Here is a 15,272-nt window from a genome sequence, read left to right as displayed (position 1 = left end):
CCCCTCACCCCGGCGGGGGTACGGGGGCGGCAGCCCCCGAGGAGGGGGCACCGAACAGTCAGGCCGTCGCGGCGTCCGAGGGCGCGCCCTCGGACTCGGCGGCCCGTGCGGCGTTCTCCGCTGCCTCCGCGGCTTCTGCGGCCTGCGCGGCTTCCGCAGCCGCCTTCGCCCGTTCGTCCGCCGCGGCGCGGATCGCACGCCAGGCGGACTCGGCCGCCTGCTGCTCCGCTTCCTTCTTGCTGCGGCCGGTGCCGGTGCCGTACGAGACGCCTCCGACGCGGGCGGCAGCGGTGAAGGTCTTCTCGTGGTCGGGGCCGGTCTCCGTGACCAGGTACTCGGGTACACCGAGCCCCTCGGTCGCGGTGAGTTCCTGGAGACTGGTCTTCCAGTCCAGGCCGGCACCGAGGTTCGAGGACTTCTCGATCAGCGGGTCGAACAGGCGGTGCACCAGCTCCGCCGCCGAGTCCAGGCCCTGGTCGAGATAGACCGCACCGATCACCGCTTCGAGGGTGTCGGCGAGGATGGACGCCTTGTCCCGGCCGCCTGTGCCCTCTTCACCGCGGCCGAGCCGGATGAAGGAGCCGAGGTCGAGCCCGCGGCCCACCTCCGCCAGCGCACGCGAGTTGACCACCGCGGCCCGCAGCTTGGCCAGTTGGCCTTCGGGCAGGTCGGGGTGGGTGCGGTACAGCGTGTCCGTGACCACGAGGCCGAGGACGGAGTCACCGAGGAACTCCAGCCGCTCGTTGGTGGGCAGACCGCCGTTCTCGTACGCGTACGAACGGTGGGTGAGTGCGCGGACCAGAAGGGCGGACTCGAGCTTGTAGCCGAGCCGCCCTTCCAGAAGCGTGTGGGACGAGGCTGTGGTGTCCGCCTTTTTCTTGGCGTTGGTCTCCGCCTTGGCGTCAGACATGGAGCCTCTCACCAGCCGCTCAGACCTCGAGGACCTGGCGCTTGTTGTAGGTGCCGCAAGACGGGCACGCGATGTGCTGCTGCTTGGGCTCGTGGCAGCGCTCGCACGCAACCAGGGTGGGGACCGCAGCCTTCCACTGCGACCGGCGGTGGCGCGTGTTGCTGCGCGACATCTTCCGCTTCGGAACAGCCACGGCTACTTCTCCTGCTTCTCGTCGGCGCGTGCTGACTGAGGCGCGCCGCCGCTCATCTCGTCCTTCTCGCCATCTTCGAGTGAACCGGCGAGTCCCTGCAGTGCCGCCCAACGGATGTCGACGGCGTCATGGTGGTGGTCCGGGTCGTCCGCGAGCCGGGCTCCGCATTCGGAGCACAGGCCCGGGCAGTCGTCCTGGCACACCGGCTGCATCGGCAGTGCGAGCACCACCGCGTCCCGCAGCACGGGCTCGAGGTCGAACAGGCCGTCCTCGAGGAAGAGCCTGTCCTCGTCGTCCTCGGCGTCGGTGTCGGGCTCCGCGATCACGCGGCCCCGCTCGTCGGCGTCGGGGTACGAGAACATCTCCTGGAAGTCCGCTTCGAGCTCGAGCTCCAGCGGCTCCAGACACCTTACGCACTCCCCCTGGGCCTTGGCACGGGCGGTGCCTGTGACGAGCACCCCTTCCATGACCGACTCCAGGCGGAGTTCGAGTTCCACCGGGGCGCCTTCCGGCACTCCGATGACACTCTTGATCCCCAGGTCCTTGGGAGCCTCGACCGAACGCGTCAGGCGCTGCATCGCACCCGGCCGCCGACCCAGCTCGTGCGTGTCGAACACGAGGGGGTTGCGGTGGTCGAGACGGGCGTTCAGAGCCATGTCAACTTTCGGTCTTCGGATCCGGGGGAGGGCACCGCCCCGGTGTTCCGGGCAGCGCACGATCGCGGGCGTCCACTGCGGACAGCATGAACGCACGCGCGACCGAACAGTCAGGATACTGGACCTTTCGCTTTCGGCCCAATCCGCTGTCAGCGGCCCTGCTCGTAGCGGCGCAACTGCTCAGCGGTGATCATCGTCGTGTCGAAGAGACTTGTCTCGTCGAGCGCGTTCGCCGAGGGCTGCGCGTACCCCTGGTGACCCTGCTGGTCCTGGTGCTGCTGATCGAGCTGCTGCTGGTCCAGGTGCTGCTGGTTCGGGTCGTAGGAGGGCTGCTGCGGGTAGCCGACGGCGTACGGGTCGGCCTGCTGGTACCCGTAGGGGTCCGCAGCCTGCTGGGGCTGGCCGTACTGCTGCTGGTAGCCGCCGTACTGGTCCTGGTGGTAGGCGGTCGCCCCGTACGCGTCCTGCTGCGGGGCGTACGGCGACTGCTCGGGGACCGCGCGGGACCGGTCGGCGGGGTTCTGGGAGAGGGCGGCCAGCTCGGCCAGGTAGTCGGCGTCGCTGGTGGGCCTCGGGGAGGTGCCGTCGTCGTGCAGGGCGAGGGCGCCGAGGTCGTCGGTGGCGATCCGGCCGTGGAGCTTCTGACGGCCCCGGCCGACGGCCTCCAGGGTCTTGGCGAGGACGGCCTCGAAGGCGCCGAGCTTGGCGTCCACGTAGGCGTCCGCGTCGCGGCGCAGGGTCTCGGGGTCGTGGCTGCGCTCGGGGGCGTCGTCCTCCGCGGGATCCACGTAGCCCTGCTCGTCCGGGCCGGGACCGGTGCCGAGGAGCTTCTCGCGGCCGCGGCCGACCGAGCCGAGGGTCTTGGTGAGGACGACCTCGAAGTTGGCGAGCTTGGAGTCGACGTAGTCGTCGGCCTCGGCGCGGATGTCCTCGGCCTCCTGGCGGGCCTCGGCGAGGATGCGGTCGGCCTCGTTCCGGGAGCGGCGGGCGACCTCTGTGTCGGAGATCAGGGAGCCGCGCTCGGCGTGGGCCGACTCGATGATCCGCTCGGCCTCCTGGCGGGCCCGCTCGACCATGTGGTCGCGGTCCCCGATCAACTCCTGTGCCTGGGCGAGGGAGTCGGGCAGGGCCGCGCGCAGCTCGTCGAGCAGCGAGAGCAGTTCGGCGCGGTTGACCACGCACGAGGCCGACATGGGCATGGCCCGGGCGCCGGAGACCACCGAGACGATCTCGTCGAGCTTCTTCTGCACGTCCACCGTGTGGTCCACCGTGTGCTCGCCACTCTCTACAGCTGTGTTGGAGACGGTCGGATCGACTGTACGGCCAGTGGCGGACCACCGGACACCGGGTGGCGCGACCGGGCGGCGGGGGCGGGCTGGCCCAAGGGCTGTCCCGTGATCCGCGGTGGATCAGCGCACGGCGTCGGATGCGGTGCATCGCAGGGCGGAGGGACGTCCGCGTACTGGATGTATGCGGGCGTTCCGACAACGCGGCGAGGTGCCGTAGCCGGCGTCGTGCGCCCGCCGGGGATCACGGGACAGCCCTTAGGCGCGGCGCAGGCGGTCGGTGAGGGCGTCGAGGACGACGGGCGGCACCAGGTGGGAGACGTCGCCGCCCCAGGTGGCGACCTCCTTGACCAGCGAGGACGACAGGAAGCTGTAGGTGGGGTTGGTGGGGACGAAGAGGGTCTCCACACCGGAGAGGCCGATGTTCATCTGGGCCATCTGCAGCTCGTAGTCGAAGTCGCTGACGGCTCGCAGGCCCTTGACGATGGCGGGGATGTCGCGCTGTTTGCAGAAGTCGACGAGCAGGCCGTGGAAGGCCTCGACGCGTACGTTGGCGTACTCGGCGGTGACCTCGCGGATCAGGTCGATCCGCTCCTCCACCTCGAACAGGCCCTTCTTCGACTTGTTGATCATCACCGCGACATAGACCTCGTCGTACAGCTTGGAGGCGCGGCCAATGATGTCGAGGTGTCCATTGGTGATGGGGTCGAACGACCCGGGACAGACGGCGCGGCGCACTTGGGATCCCTCGCTCTCCGGTCCGGTCATCGTGCGTCTTCGCACGTAGAGGCGGCGCGACCGTACCAAAACGTTCCCTCGCCGTATCGGCGGGCCCGGAGCGCTTCGAAACCGGTCGGCCAGGCGAATTCACCGCCTCTGGTGCTGCGCTCCACGGTGACGATGGCTTCCTCGGCGAGCCAGCCTCCCGTACGGAGTGTGAGCAGGATCTCCCGAAGATCGCCGTCCGGGACGGCGTACGGGGGGTCGAGGAAGACGATGTCGTACGGCTCCTCGGGGGCCGGACCCTGGATGATCTGTTCCGCTTTGCCCGACCTGACCTCGGCGCCGGGGAGGCCGAGCGTCCGGACGTTGTCGCGGACCGTCCGGGCGGCGCGGGCGTCCGCCTCGACGAGGAGGGTGTGGGCGGCGCCGCGGGAGAGGGCTTCCAGGCCCACGGCTCCGGAGCCCGCGTAGAGGTCGAGGACGCGTTCGCCGTCGAGGGGGCCGCCGAGGAGTGCCTGCCAGGTGGAGAAGAGGCCCTCGCGTGCGCGATCGGAGGTGGGGCGGGTGCCGTTCCCTGGCGGGACGGCCAGGCGGCGTCCGCCGGCTCGGCCGGCGATCACGCGGGTCATCTTGGGTCCTTGGAGGAGGGGGCGGCTACGCCTCCAGTCTGTCAGGCGAAAAGGGACGGGTGCCTGCCGCAGGCACGCGGAGGGGGATCGACGGTCGGGGAGGGAGCGGCTCGCCTCGTGCGGGAGCCCGCACGGCACACGGCCGGGCTCTCGCAGGCCCGCGCGCGGCACCGCGCCCCCGGCCGTGCGGGGCTCTCCTCAGCCCTTCTCCAGGTACTGCTCCCTCTCCTCGTCCAGCAGGGCGTCCAGGGCGGTTCTCAGGCCCGGGAAGGACTCGAGTTCCGGGTCGGCGGCCACCACCGACGCCGCCTCCTGCCGCGCCTCCGCGATGATCTCCTCGTCGTCGATGACGGTGAGCACGCGCAGGCTGGTGCGGGCACCGGACTGGGCCTGGCCGAGGACGTCGCCCTCGCGACGCTGTTCGAGGTCGATGCGGGAGAGTTCGAAGCCGTCGAGAGTGGAGGCGACGGCGCCCAGGCGCTGGCGGGCGGCGCTGGCCTCGGGCATCTCCGTGACCAGGAGGCAGAGGCCGGGGGCGGAACCCCGGCCGACCCGGCCGCGGAGCTGGTGGAGCTGGGAGACGCCGAAGCGGTCGGCGTCCATGATGACCATCGCCGTCGCGTTCGGGACGTTGACGCCGACCTCGATGACCGTGGTCGCCACCAGGACCTTGGTCTCGCCGGCGGCGAAACGGCGCATGACCGCGTCCTTGTCGTCCGGGTGCATGCGGCCGTGCAGGACCTCGACCGGGAGGCCGCGCAGAGGGCCCTGGGTGAGCTGGTCGGCGATGTCGAGGACGGCGAGGGGCGGGCGCTTCTCGGCCTCGTCCTCCGGGGACTTCCTGCTCTTCCCGGGGCCGGTCTGCTCGTCGGCGTCGTCGCCGATGCGGGGGCAGACCACATACGCCTGGTGGCCGTTCTCCACCTCCTCGCGGACCCGCTCCCAGGCGCGGGCGAGGAAGTGCGGCTTGTCGGCGGCGGGGACGACATGGCTGGCGATCGGCGAACGGCCCGCCGGGAGTTGGTCGAGGACCGAGGTCTCCAGGTCGCCGAAGACGGTCATGGCGACGGTGCGAGGGATGGGGGTGGCCGTCATGACGAGGAGGTGCGGCGGCTGCTTGCCCTTGCCACGCAAGGCGTCGCGCTGCTCCACGCCGAAGCGGTGCTGTTCGTCGACGACGACCAGGCCCAGGTCGTGGAACTGCACCTTGTCCTCGATCAGCGCGTGGGTGCCGATGACGATGCCGGCCTCGCCGGTGACGAGGTCGAGGAGGGCCTGACGGCGGGCCGCCGCGCCCATCGAGCCGGTGAGCAGGACCACCTTGGTGGCGTGCTCGGCGCCGCCCAGCATGCCGCCCTCGGCCAGCTCGCCCATCATCTCCGTGACCGACCGGTGGTGCTGCTGGGCGAGCACCTCGGTCGGCGCGAGCATGGCCGCCTGTCCGCCGGCGTCCACCACGGCCAGCATGGCGCGCAGGGCCACCATCGTGTTGTGGGTGACAGTGAAGTGGTCCGTGATGTACGCGTGGCTCGGATGGGCGACGCTGATGCACTGGACGGGCTTGCGTCCCACGTACGCGACTTCGCGGATGCCCCGCCGGAACGTGTGGTACTTCGGCCGGGGGCGGGTTCGTTCGGCTTTTCGGGTCAGCCGGAACGGAGGGAACTCGTCGGGAAGGGCCACCGATACGTTGAAGGCGGCCTTCTTCGGAAGCACTCGGGCACGGCCGCCGAGCGACCGTACGATCCACGCGACGTCCTCCGCGAGTCTGGAAGAGGTCGAACAGAGCGAGACGCTCAGCCCGTTCAGATCCACAGTGCCGTCGGTGTCCAGGAGTCCCTGCAGCAATGCGAGGCGGTTCTTGATCGACGAGTTCTTGAACACGTCGGGGACGAATGTGCCGTGAGACGTCACGCCCCACAGGCCCAGGTCCCGCAGGGTCCGGATCACGGGGTTGCGTGATCCGCCCAGGCGCCGGGTCAGCTGAATCGTGTAGTCGCAGCGGGAACCCGGAACAGGCACGAGTCGGCACTCCGGTGCCACCGACGTCGCCACGGCTTCGTGGATCTCCGGGTCGACGGTGGACAGGCGCAGATCGTGGCGGAAGGAGCCGCCAGCCAGAAGGAGACCGAACAGGTAGGGATCGAGAGGCAGCGCGGAGTCGTCTCCGAGGTCGACCGGGGTCGCCGAAGGGATGTACCACTTCGACGAACCATTGGCCGTGTGGAGGTCGTGGCGGATTTCCCTTGTGGTCATCACCTTGGGTGCTTGCCCGCGACGCCATCCGCAACTGGTGCCGACGATCCACAGGTGCTCGTCATCGCATTCCACCGAGCTTCCGTCGGAGAGGACGACGCGCCACACATCACGCTCCCCCTGGGGAAAGACACCGCTCACGAGGGCGATCTCGCCGGTGGGCACGATCACCTCGTCCCCGCGCGACATGTCGCCCATTCGCCGGAATCCCGAAGGGGTCAGAACCAGGGAATCGAGGGGCTGTGCCTTCCCGGACCCCACTTCTCCCTGGAGCAGCCGGTGCATCGGGTGTTCGGTGGCGAGGTCGTCGAAGATCTCCCCGGAGACCTTCCGCTGGCCCTCGGTGAGAGTGAACGGCAGGCGGGCGTCGAAGGCGGCGAGCAGGCCGTCCGGGGTGGGGCGGCGGGCCACGGCGGGGAGTTGGGCGTCGGCGTGCCGGCGTCGGGCGAGGGCCACCTGGAGGACGAAGGCCTCGTCCCACTTGAGGCGGTCCCGGGCGCCCTCGATGTCGGCCCTGGTGTGGGGGCGGTGGATCTTCAGGAGGGCCTCGGGGAGGGAGACCAGGCCCCGGCCCGCACGCAGGGCCTCGGGGAGGGGGTCCACGGCCTCCTGGGCGCTCGGCAGGACCGTCTGCACCGCCTTGGCGATCTTCCAGGACTCCAGCTTCGCGGTGGCCGGGTAGATCGGGATGAGGGCGCCGGCCCAGCTGTCGACCGTCTCCGACACGTCGTCGCCGCGCAGCAGTTCGTACGCCGGGTGGGCCAGCTGGAGACGGCGGTTGAAGACGGAGACCTTGCCGGCGAAGAGGGCGCGGGTGCCGGGGAGGAGCTCCTTGTGGGGCTTGTGCACGCCGTTGCCGAAGAAGACCAGCTGGAGGCGGCCGCTGCCGTCGGTGATGGTGACCTCCAGGCGCTGGCCCTTGCCTCGGGGGGCCTTGGCGGAGGCGAAGGTGTGCAGACGGGCGTCCGCGACCTGGGCGACCACCGTGACGTGCTCGTCCATGGGCAGGTCGGCGAGGTGGGTGAGCTGCCCGCGCTCCTCGTACCTGCGGGGATAGTGGTGCAGCAGGTCTCCGACGGTGTGCAGGCCGAGGTGCTCGGCCATCACCTTCGCGGTGGCGGCGCCGAGCGTGTTCTTGAGCGGTTCTTCGAGCGCGGGCACGGGATCCATTGCACACCACGGCACTGACAATCCCGTATACGTGCTTGAAATCCGCTGGTCAGGCGGGTCGTTCGCGCCTAGGATGGCGCACTCCCGGGCCTGTAGCGAAGGCCCGTGCCGCCTCCCGTCCGCGGTCACCGTCTCGCGGGACCGCCCTACCCCGCGCCGTCGCCCGACCCCACCCCACCGGCGCTGCGACGATGGACTCAATGACCTCACAGTCATCCCAGGCATCCCAGACTCCACAGTCACCTCACACGTTCCAGGTCGATCTGCGTGGCCTGGTGGATCTGCTCTCGCACCACCTCTATTCCAGTCCGAAGGTCTACCTGCGCGAGCTGCTGCAGAACGCGGTGGACGCGATCACCGCGCGGCGGGCCGAGGAGCCCGACGCGCCCGCCCGCGTGCGGCTGTCCGCCGAGGGCGACGCGCTGCGGGTGGAGGACTCCGGCGTGGGGCTCACCGAGTCCGACGTGCACAGCCTCCTCGCCACGATCGGCCGCAGCTCCAAGCGGGCCGACGGGCTGCAGGAGGTCCGCTCGGACTTCCTCGGGCAGTTCGGCATCGGGTTGCTGGCGTGCTTCGTGGTCGCCGAGCGCATCCGGGTCGTCAGCCGCAGCGCCCGTACGCCCGGCGCGGCCCCCGTGGAGTGGACGGCGACCGACGACGGGTCGTACACGGTGCGGACGCTGCCCGACGAGGCGCGCCCCGAGCCGGGGACGACCGTGCACCTGGTCGCGCGTCCGGGCGCGGCGGAGTGGCTCTCGCACGCGCGCGTGCTGTCGCTGGCGCGGGACTTCGGCGCGCTGCTGCCCTACGACGTCCGGGTGGGCGAGGAGGCGGTCACGGATCTGCCGGCGCCCTGGGACCGGCCGTACCCCTCCCCCGCGACCCGGCGGGTGGCCCTCGCGCGGCACTGCCACGACCTGTTCGGGTTCACCCCGCTCGACGCGATCGAGCTGGACGTGCCGCTGGCCGGGGTGCGGGGTGTGGCGTATGTGCTGCCGTCCGCGGTCAGCCCGGCGCAGCGGGCGGGCCACCGGGTCCACCTGAAGGGCATGCTGCTCACGGAGCGGGCCGAACAGCTGCTGCCGGAGTGGGCGTTCTTCGTGCGCTGTGTGCTCGACACGGACAGCCTGCGGCCCACCGCGTCCCGGGAGTCGCTGTACGAGGACGAGACCCTCGCGGCGGTCCGGGAGGCGCTGGGCGACCGGATCCGCGGCTGGCTGACCGGTCTCGCCGCAGGGGATCCGGAGCGGCTCGCGGCCTTCCTCTCGGTGCACTACCTGGGCGTGAAGTCCCTGGCGCGGCACGACGAGGAGATGCTGCGCACGATGCTGCCGTGGCTGCCCTTCGAGACGACCGACGGACGTCTGTCCCTGGAGGAGTTCGCGCAGCGGCACCCGGTGGTGCACTTCACCCGGACGGTCGAGGAGTACCGCCAGGTCGCGCCGATCGCGTCCGCGCAGGGCGTCGGGGTGGTCAACGGCGGTTACACGTACGACAGCGAGCTGGTCGAGGCGCTGCCGTCGGTGCGGCCGGGCACGATGGTCGCGGAGTTGGACGCGGACACGGTGACCGCGCATCTGGACGCGCCCGATCCGGACGAGGAGCTGGCGCTGGCGGGTTTCCTGTCGGCCGCGCGGGCGAAGCTCGACCCCCTGGGCTGCGACGTGGTGCTGCGGGCGTTCCATCCGCTGTCGGTGCCCGCGCTGCACCTGGACGACCGTTCCTCCCGGCACGAGCAGGCCCGCGCGGAGGCCGAGGAGCAGGCCGACGACCTGTGGGCGGGCATCCTCGGCTCGCTGCGCGGCAGTGCCCCGCGCGCGCGGCTGGTGCTGAACCACCTCAACCCGCTGATCCGGCGGATCGGTGCCCTGCACGACCCCGAGCTGATCGGCACCGCCACCGAGTCCCTGTACGGGCAGGCCCTGCTGATGGCGCAGCGCCCGCTCAGGCCGGCGGACTCGGCGCTCCTGAACCGCGCGTTCCTGGGCCTCCTGGAGTGGGCCACGCACAGCGACAGCGGGCAGGAGGGCGGCCGACCGTGAGGGACGTCATGGACTTCGACGAACTGCGCCGGGCCATGGCGGAGAACTACGAGCAGCCGGAGGGCCCCGCCCGCAACGCGCGCGCGGAGCGGCTGCTCGCCGAGGCCGAGCGGCTGAACATCCCGCTCGCCGTGATCGAGGCGCTCGGGCACCAGCTGAAGGTCTACAACTACAGCTCCGAGAAGGACAAGATGTTCGTCCCCTTCGCGCGGCTGCTGCGCATGTGGGACGAGCGCCCCGAGGACTTCGACGAGTACGAGGTCCACTCGCTGCACTGGGTGTTCAAGTGGGTTTCGGCCGGGATGCTCAACCAGCCGCACGTGCCGCTCGCCTCGATCGAGAAGTGGCTCGGCGAGATGGAGCACCGCTACCGGCTGGCCGGGCACTCGGAACGGGCGGTGCGCAGCGCCGAGTTCAGTGTGGCCGCGCACGTCGGTGACCTGGCGCGGGCCGAGCGGGCGTACGAGGCGTGGCTGGCGGCAGACCGGGACAGCATGGCGGACTGCCACGCGTGCGAGCTGCACGGCCAGGGCTGGTGGCAGGCGCGGCAGCGCCGCGACGACGAGGCGCTGCGGCTGTGGGCGCCGGTCCTGGAGGGCGAGTACACGTGCGCCCACGAGCCGCACACCGTGCTGGCGTCCTCCCTGCTGCCGCTGCTGCGGCTGGGCCGCCTGGACGAGGCGCGCGCCCACCATCTGCGGGGTTTCCGGCTGGTGCGGGCCATGGAGAGCATGCGGGGCGCGTACGCGGACCACGTGGAGTTCTGCGCGCTGACGGGCAACGAGGCGCGTGGTCTGGAGCTGCTGGCCGAGCGTCCGGCGTACTTCACGGACTCCGGGGACCCGCGCAGCAAGGTCGACTTCACGGCGGTGGTGGCGCTCCTCATGGACCGCCTGGTCAGCCGTGGTTTCGCCGAGCAGACCGTCCCCGGTCCCGCCGGCCGTGCCTGGACCGCCGCCGAACTGGCCGCGCACGCGCGCGTGGAGGCGCTCTCCCTGGCCGCCCGGTTCGACGAGCGCAACGGCACGGCGTACGTCAGCGCCCAGGTCCGGGAGCGGATGGACCGGCCGCCGCTGGTGGACCGGCTGCCGCTGGGCGTGCGGTCGACGCGTACGGTGCCGGTCCCGGCGCCCCGGCGGCCCCCGGCCACGGAGCGCGTCGAGGCGGCACCGGCGCCGGACGACCTGCCCGCGCTCCTCGCCGAGGCGCGGCGGCTGTCGGAGTCCCTGCACCCGGAGTCCGTGGGGGCGTGGGCGGCGGTGGCGCGTGCCGCCGAGGCGGACGGCGCGGAGCTGGGCGCCCATGACCGGGCGGAGATCGTCGACCACCGGGCGATCGGACTCGGGCCGGAGGGACGGGCCCTGTTCGAGCACGCGGCCGAGTTGTACGAGGAGGCCGGTGACCCGGGCGAGGCGCTGGCGGCACGCGCGCGCGGGGCGACGGTCCACGCCCTGAACGGGCACACCGAGGAGGCTATGGACCTGCTCGGTGAGCCGTACGAGAAGGTCCTCGCGCTCCACGCGGCAGGCGCCACCGGTCTGCGGCAGACGGCGTCGGTGCTGGTGGGGCGGGCCCGGATACTCATGCGGCGGCTGGAGGAGGCGGACCGGGACGAGAGCGCGGCGGGCGCCGCCGAGGCCGCCGTGCGGGAGCTGGCGGAGTTCGTCGAACCCCACCGCGCACGGGACGTGCGGCTGGCCTCGCGGGCCGCGGAGGCGCGGGCCATGCTCGGGGAGCTGGCCGAACACGGCGGGGACGCGGAGCGCGCGGCCGCGCTGTTCGAGGAGGCCGCGGAGCGGTACGTGACGGCCGGGGCGCCCTGGTTCGCGGTGCAGTACGAGGCCAGGCTCGCGGGGCTCGCGCAGCAGCTCGGGGACCTGGAGCGGGCCGAGCGGGCGGCCCGTGCGGCGCTGGAGCACGGCGGTACGGAGCTGGAGCCGATGGGGCACGCCCAGCTCCACGTCCAGCTGGCCGAACTCCTCGGCGCCGCCGACCGGGTCGAACAGGGCGCCGCGCACGCGCTGGAGGCGGCGCACTGGGCCGACGAGGCCGGTGAGAGCCGGACGCTCGGTTCCTGGGCCCGGCATCTGCTCGGCGGGTTCCTGCTGCGGCAGGGGCGCTGGGCGGAGGCGGCCGAGGTACTGGAGTCGGCCCTGGTGGAGCTGACCGCCGAGGTCCACGGGGACGGCGCCGTCGCCCAGACCCTGTGGTGGCTCGGCGACTGCCACACCGAGATGGGCGAGCACCGTGAGGCGGCCGACCGGTGGCTGCGGGCCGCCGACATCACCCGGCACTGGCCGGAGCAGCGCGACCACGCGGTGCTCGCGCACCTCGCCGCGGAGGCCCTCGCCCGCGCGGGGCTGCCCGCCGAGGCGGACCGGGCGTACGAACGCGCGGGCGCCCTCTGGGGAGAGCTGGGCAACGTCCACGGGTATTTGCGGGCGCTGCGGGCGCGGGCCTGGTACGCCGCGCAGGAGGGTGCGGGCCTCGACGCCGCCCGCGCGTTGATGGGTGACGCGGTGGCCGGGTGCGAGGCGGCCCTGTCGGACGTCACCGGCGAGGAGAACCGGCTGCGGATCCACGCGGAACTCGGCGAGACCTACCGGCAGTTCGGCGACCTGCTCGCCCGGTCCGTCGCCGAGGACGCCGAACTCGACTCCTACCGGCCGGTGTTCGAGGAGGCGCTCGGGCTCGTCGAGCGGGCGGTGACGGTGTACGGCTCCCTGGGGGCCGACTTCCTCGACGCGCGGACCGGCGCGGAACTCGCGGCCGGGTGGCTGGAGGCGGACCTCCGGCGGGCGGCCGACGCGGCGGGGCGGGCACGGAGCGTGCTGGCCGCGTACGCCGACGGCGAGGGCGGTGACGCCGGCGCCGACGGCCGTGCGGGCGAGACGGCGGTGGCGCGTCGTGCGGAGGCGGAGCGGATGCTGGGGCTGGTGACGGGCCCGAACGACGGCTGAGGTCGGCAGGACGGGGGCGGGCCCCGCACGGGCTCGCCCTTCGCCCGTCGCCCGCACCCTGACGGCTCCCGCCGCCCCGGACCGCGCCCCGTCGGGGCTATTCGACGCCGATCAGCAGGAGCGCGCCCTGGCGGCCGCCCCGGTAGACCACCGTGTCCACGCCCAGGTGGGACTCGCGGAGGCTGGTCTCCACGTGGTCGGCGATGTCGGTGGGGGCCGCGTCGCCGAGGACCAGGGTGACCATCTCGCCGCCGGCGGCGAGCATGCGGTCGACGACCCTGGTGGCGGTCGCCGTGACGTCGTCGCCGATGACGGCCACGTCCCCGTCGATGAGACCGAGGACGTCGCCCGCCTGGCAGATGCCGGCCATGGTCCAGGACTGGCGCTCGGCGATGACGACCTCGGCGTACCGCGTGGCGCCCGCCGCGGAGGTCATGGAGACGACGTCCTCGTCGAAGCGCCGGCCCGGCTCGTGGACCGCGAGGGCGGCGATGCCCTGGACGGCGGACCGGGTCGGGATCAGCGCCACCCGTACGCCCTCGGCGCGGGCCTGTTCCGCCGCCGCGGCCGCCGTGTGGCGCAGCTCCGCGTCGTTGGGCAGGAGCACCACCTCGCGCGCGTGGGCCCGCCGTACGGCCTCCACCAGCTCCCCGCTGGCGGGCGGCTCCCCGGGGCGGGCCAGCACCGTGGTCGCGCCCGCCTCCGCGTACAGCCCCGCCAGGCCCTCCCCCGGGACGACGGCCACGACGGCGCGCTGGGCCCGCTCACGCGGCTGCCGCCCGGTCCGGCCGGCCATGTGCGCGTCCTCGGCCCCGAAGTGCGTGATCCGGATCCGGTACGGCCGCCCGGCCTCGACCCCCGCCTCCACAGCCGCGCCCGCGTCGTCGACGTGCACATGGACGTTCCACAGGCCGTCCCCGCCGACCACGACGAGCGAGTCGCCCAGCCCGTCCAGCCTGGCGCGCAGCCGGGCCACCGCCTCGTCGTCCGCCTCCAGCAGGTAGATCACCTCGAAGGCGGGCCCACCGGCGCCGGGCCGGTCGTCGGCGCACACCTCCGGCCCGACGTGCCCCGCGTCGCGCGCGACGTCGCCGCCGTCGGGGCCCTCGTCGGCGGGGCCGGTCCATGCCACGGTCACGCGCGCGTACGGGGTCGGCAGCTCCGCCGAGGCGACGGCGGCGGCGTGGACGTGCGCCTTCGGGACCTCCCCCGTGAACGTCTCCACCAGTGCGGCCAGCACCGCCACCAGGCCGCGCCCGCCCGCGTCCACGACACCCGCGCGCGCCAGCACCGCCAGTTGCCCGGGGGTCGCCAGCAGCGCCGTACCGGCGCCCTCGTAGGCGGCGCGGGCCACCGTGCCGCAGTCGCCCTCCGCGTCCACCACCGCGTCGGCGGCCGCGGAGGCGACCGTGAGGACGGTGCCCTCCACGGGGTGGGCGACGGCCTCCCGTGCGGAGTCGGCGGCACGGCGGAGAGCGAGACGGAGCCCCTGGCCGTCGGTGTGAGCGGCCTCACCGTCGTCCGCGAGCACCTGGGCCATACCGCGCAGGAGCTGCGCGAGGATCGTCCCGGAGTTCCCCCGGGCGCCTATGAGCGCGCCGTGCGCCATGGCCCGCGCGGCCTCGGCGAGCGTCGGCTGCCCGGCGGCGGGCGAGCCGGGCACCGCGCCCGTCTCGTGGCCCGCGAACACCGCCTCCACGGCCGCCGCCGCGGACTCCATCGTCAGGTAGAGGTTCGTCCCGGTGTCGCCGTCGGCCACCGGATAGACGTTGATCGCGTCGATCTCCTCACGGGCCCGCCCCAGGGCGGCCAGCGCGAGGCCGCACCAGGTGCGCACCGCGAGAGCATCGAAGAATGTCTGCGGCACCTGCGGCACCTGCGCCTCCTTGAGCTGCCTGGCTGCTGGACGGGCGCCGGCGGAACGCCGCACGCCGCACGCAGCGTAGACCCGCGGCCGTGACCGCCGGTAAGAGGGCCGGGGCGAGGCCCCGACCAGCCATGGTAGTTTCGTTGTACGGACGCAGCCGTTGTATGCTGCTCCGGTTGCCCGATCCGGATCACCGATCCAGACCGGGCCTTCCCCCTGGCAACGCCACTCAGATCCCGGTATCGGGATCGTGATCCCGGCATGCCGGGATCAACCGTAAGTGCATCTGAAGTCTTTGGAGTGACCCGTGGCTGCCAACTGCGACGTCTGCGGCAAGGGGCCGGGCTTCGGCAACAACATCTCGCACTCGCACCGCCGTACGTCCCGCCGCTGGAACCCGAACATCCAGCGTGTGCGTACCGTGGTGGGCGGGACGCCGAAGCGCGTGAACGCTTGCACCTCGTGCATCAAGGCCGGCAAGGTCTCGCGCTGACGCTCAGCTAGCGCGCGGCCACCTGCTGGTTCGCTGCACAGAGCCGGTCCACCCATGGTGGGCCGGCTTTTTGCCGTGCCCGCACAC

Annotated in this window: 11 protein-coding genes; 3 read left to right on the top strand and 8 right to left on the bottom strand. The window is 72.6% G+C overall.

The features are described from left to right. Positions 1–58: 58 nt before the first annotated feature. From rnc to GSY65_RS26720, 7 genes are all read right to left on the bottom strand, one after another. Positions 59–910 carry a ribonuclease III gene (gene rnc / locus GSY65_RS26750; RefSeq protein ID WP_159773419.1) on the bottom strand — a complete coding sequence of 284 codons (852 nt, stop codon included), beginning with the start codon at positions 908–910 and terminating at the stop codon, positions 59–61. 19 nt (positions 911–929) lie between these two features. Then, on the bottom strand, positions 930–1,103 hold the full coding sequence (rpmF, locus tag GSY65_RS26745) for a 50S ribosomal protein L32 (protein WP_003951102.1): 174 nt from the start codon (positions 1,101–1,103) through the stop codon (positions 930–932). A gap of 2 nt (positions 1,104–1,105) precedes the next feature. After that, complete coding sequence (locus GSY65_RS26740; protein ID WP_159773417.1) at positions 1,106–1,759, bottom strand: YceD family protein; 654 nt, start codon at positions 1,757–1,759, stop codon at positions 1,106–1,108. Positions 1,760–1,908: 149 nt separating this feature from the next. Next, positions 1,909–3,015: a DivIVA domain-containing protein gene (locus GSY65_RS26735; RefSeq protein ID WP_201452838.1), complete on the bottom strand. Its 1,107-nt coding sequence runs from the start codon at positions 3,013–3,015 to the stop codon at positions 1,909–1,911. Between the two features lie 288 nt (positions 3,016–3,303). Then, complete coding sequence (gene coaD, locus GSY65_RS26730; RefSeq protein WP_201452680.1) at positions 3,304–3,783, bottom strand: pantetheine-phosphate adenylyltransferase; 480 nt, start codon at positions 3,781–3,783, stop codon at positions 3,304–3,306. Positions 3,784–3,809: 26 nt separating this feature from the next. Continuing rightward, positions 3,810–4,442, bottom strand: coding sequence for a 16S rRNA (guanine(966)-N(2))-methyltransferase RsmD (gene rsmD, locus GSY65_RS26725; protein WP_268978264.1), 633 nt, complete (start codon positions 4,440–4,442; stop codon positions 3,810–3,812). Between the two features lie 153 nt (positions 4,443–4,595). Beyond that, positions 4,596–7,823, bottom strand: coding sequence for a helicase-related protein (locus tag GSY65_RS26720; protein WP_159773409.1), 3,228 nt, complete (start codon positions 7,821–7,823; stop codon positions 4,596–4,598). 200 nt (positions 7,824–8,023) lie between these two features. On the opposite strand from GSY65_RS26720, the gene GSY65_RS26715 reads away from it, so the two are divergent. Both GSY65_RS26715 and GSY65_RS26710 read left to right on the top strand, forming a co-directional pair. After that, positions 8,024–9,865, top strand: a complete 1,842-nt coding sequence (locus GSY65_RS26715; protein WP_159773407.1) for an HSP90 family protein — start codon at positions 8,024–8,026, stop codon at positions 9,863–9,865. A gap of 8 nt (positions 9,866–9,873) precedes the next feature. After that, on the top strand, positions 9,874–12,825 hold the full coding sequence (locus GSY65_RS26710) for a tetratricopeptide repeat protein (protein WP_159776429.1): 2,952 nt from the start codon (positions 9,874–9,876) through the stop codon (positions 12,823–12,825). 97 nt (positions 12,826–12,922) lie between these two features. Here the strand turns inward: GSY65_RS26710 and GSY65_RS26705 are convergent, their stop codons facing one another. Then, on the bottom strand, positions 12,923–14,701 hold the full coding sequence (locus GSY65_RS26705; RefSeq protein ID WP_159776428.1) for a DAK2 domain-containing protein: 1,779 nt from the start codon (positions 14,699–14,701) through the stop codon (positions 12,923–12,925). A gap of 298 nt (positions 14,702–14,999) precedes the next feature. Between GSY65_RS26705 and rpmB the strand changes: the two genes are divergently transcribed. After that, positions 15,000–15,185, top strand: coding sequence for a 50S ribosomal protein L28 (rpmB, locus tag GSY65_RS26700; RefSeq protein ID WP_003993230.1), 186 nt, complete (start codon positions 15,000–15,002; stop codon positions 15,183–15,185). Positions 15,186–15,272: the final 87 nt, after the last annotated feature.

The organism is Streptomyces sp. HM190, assembly GCF_009857135.1.
Taxonomy (GTDB): domain Bacteria; phylum Actinomycetota; class Actinomycetes; order Streptomycetales; family Streptomycetaceae; genus Streptomyces; species Streptomyces heilongjiangensis.
This window is presented reverse-complemented; position numbering and strand designations above follow the sequence as displayed.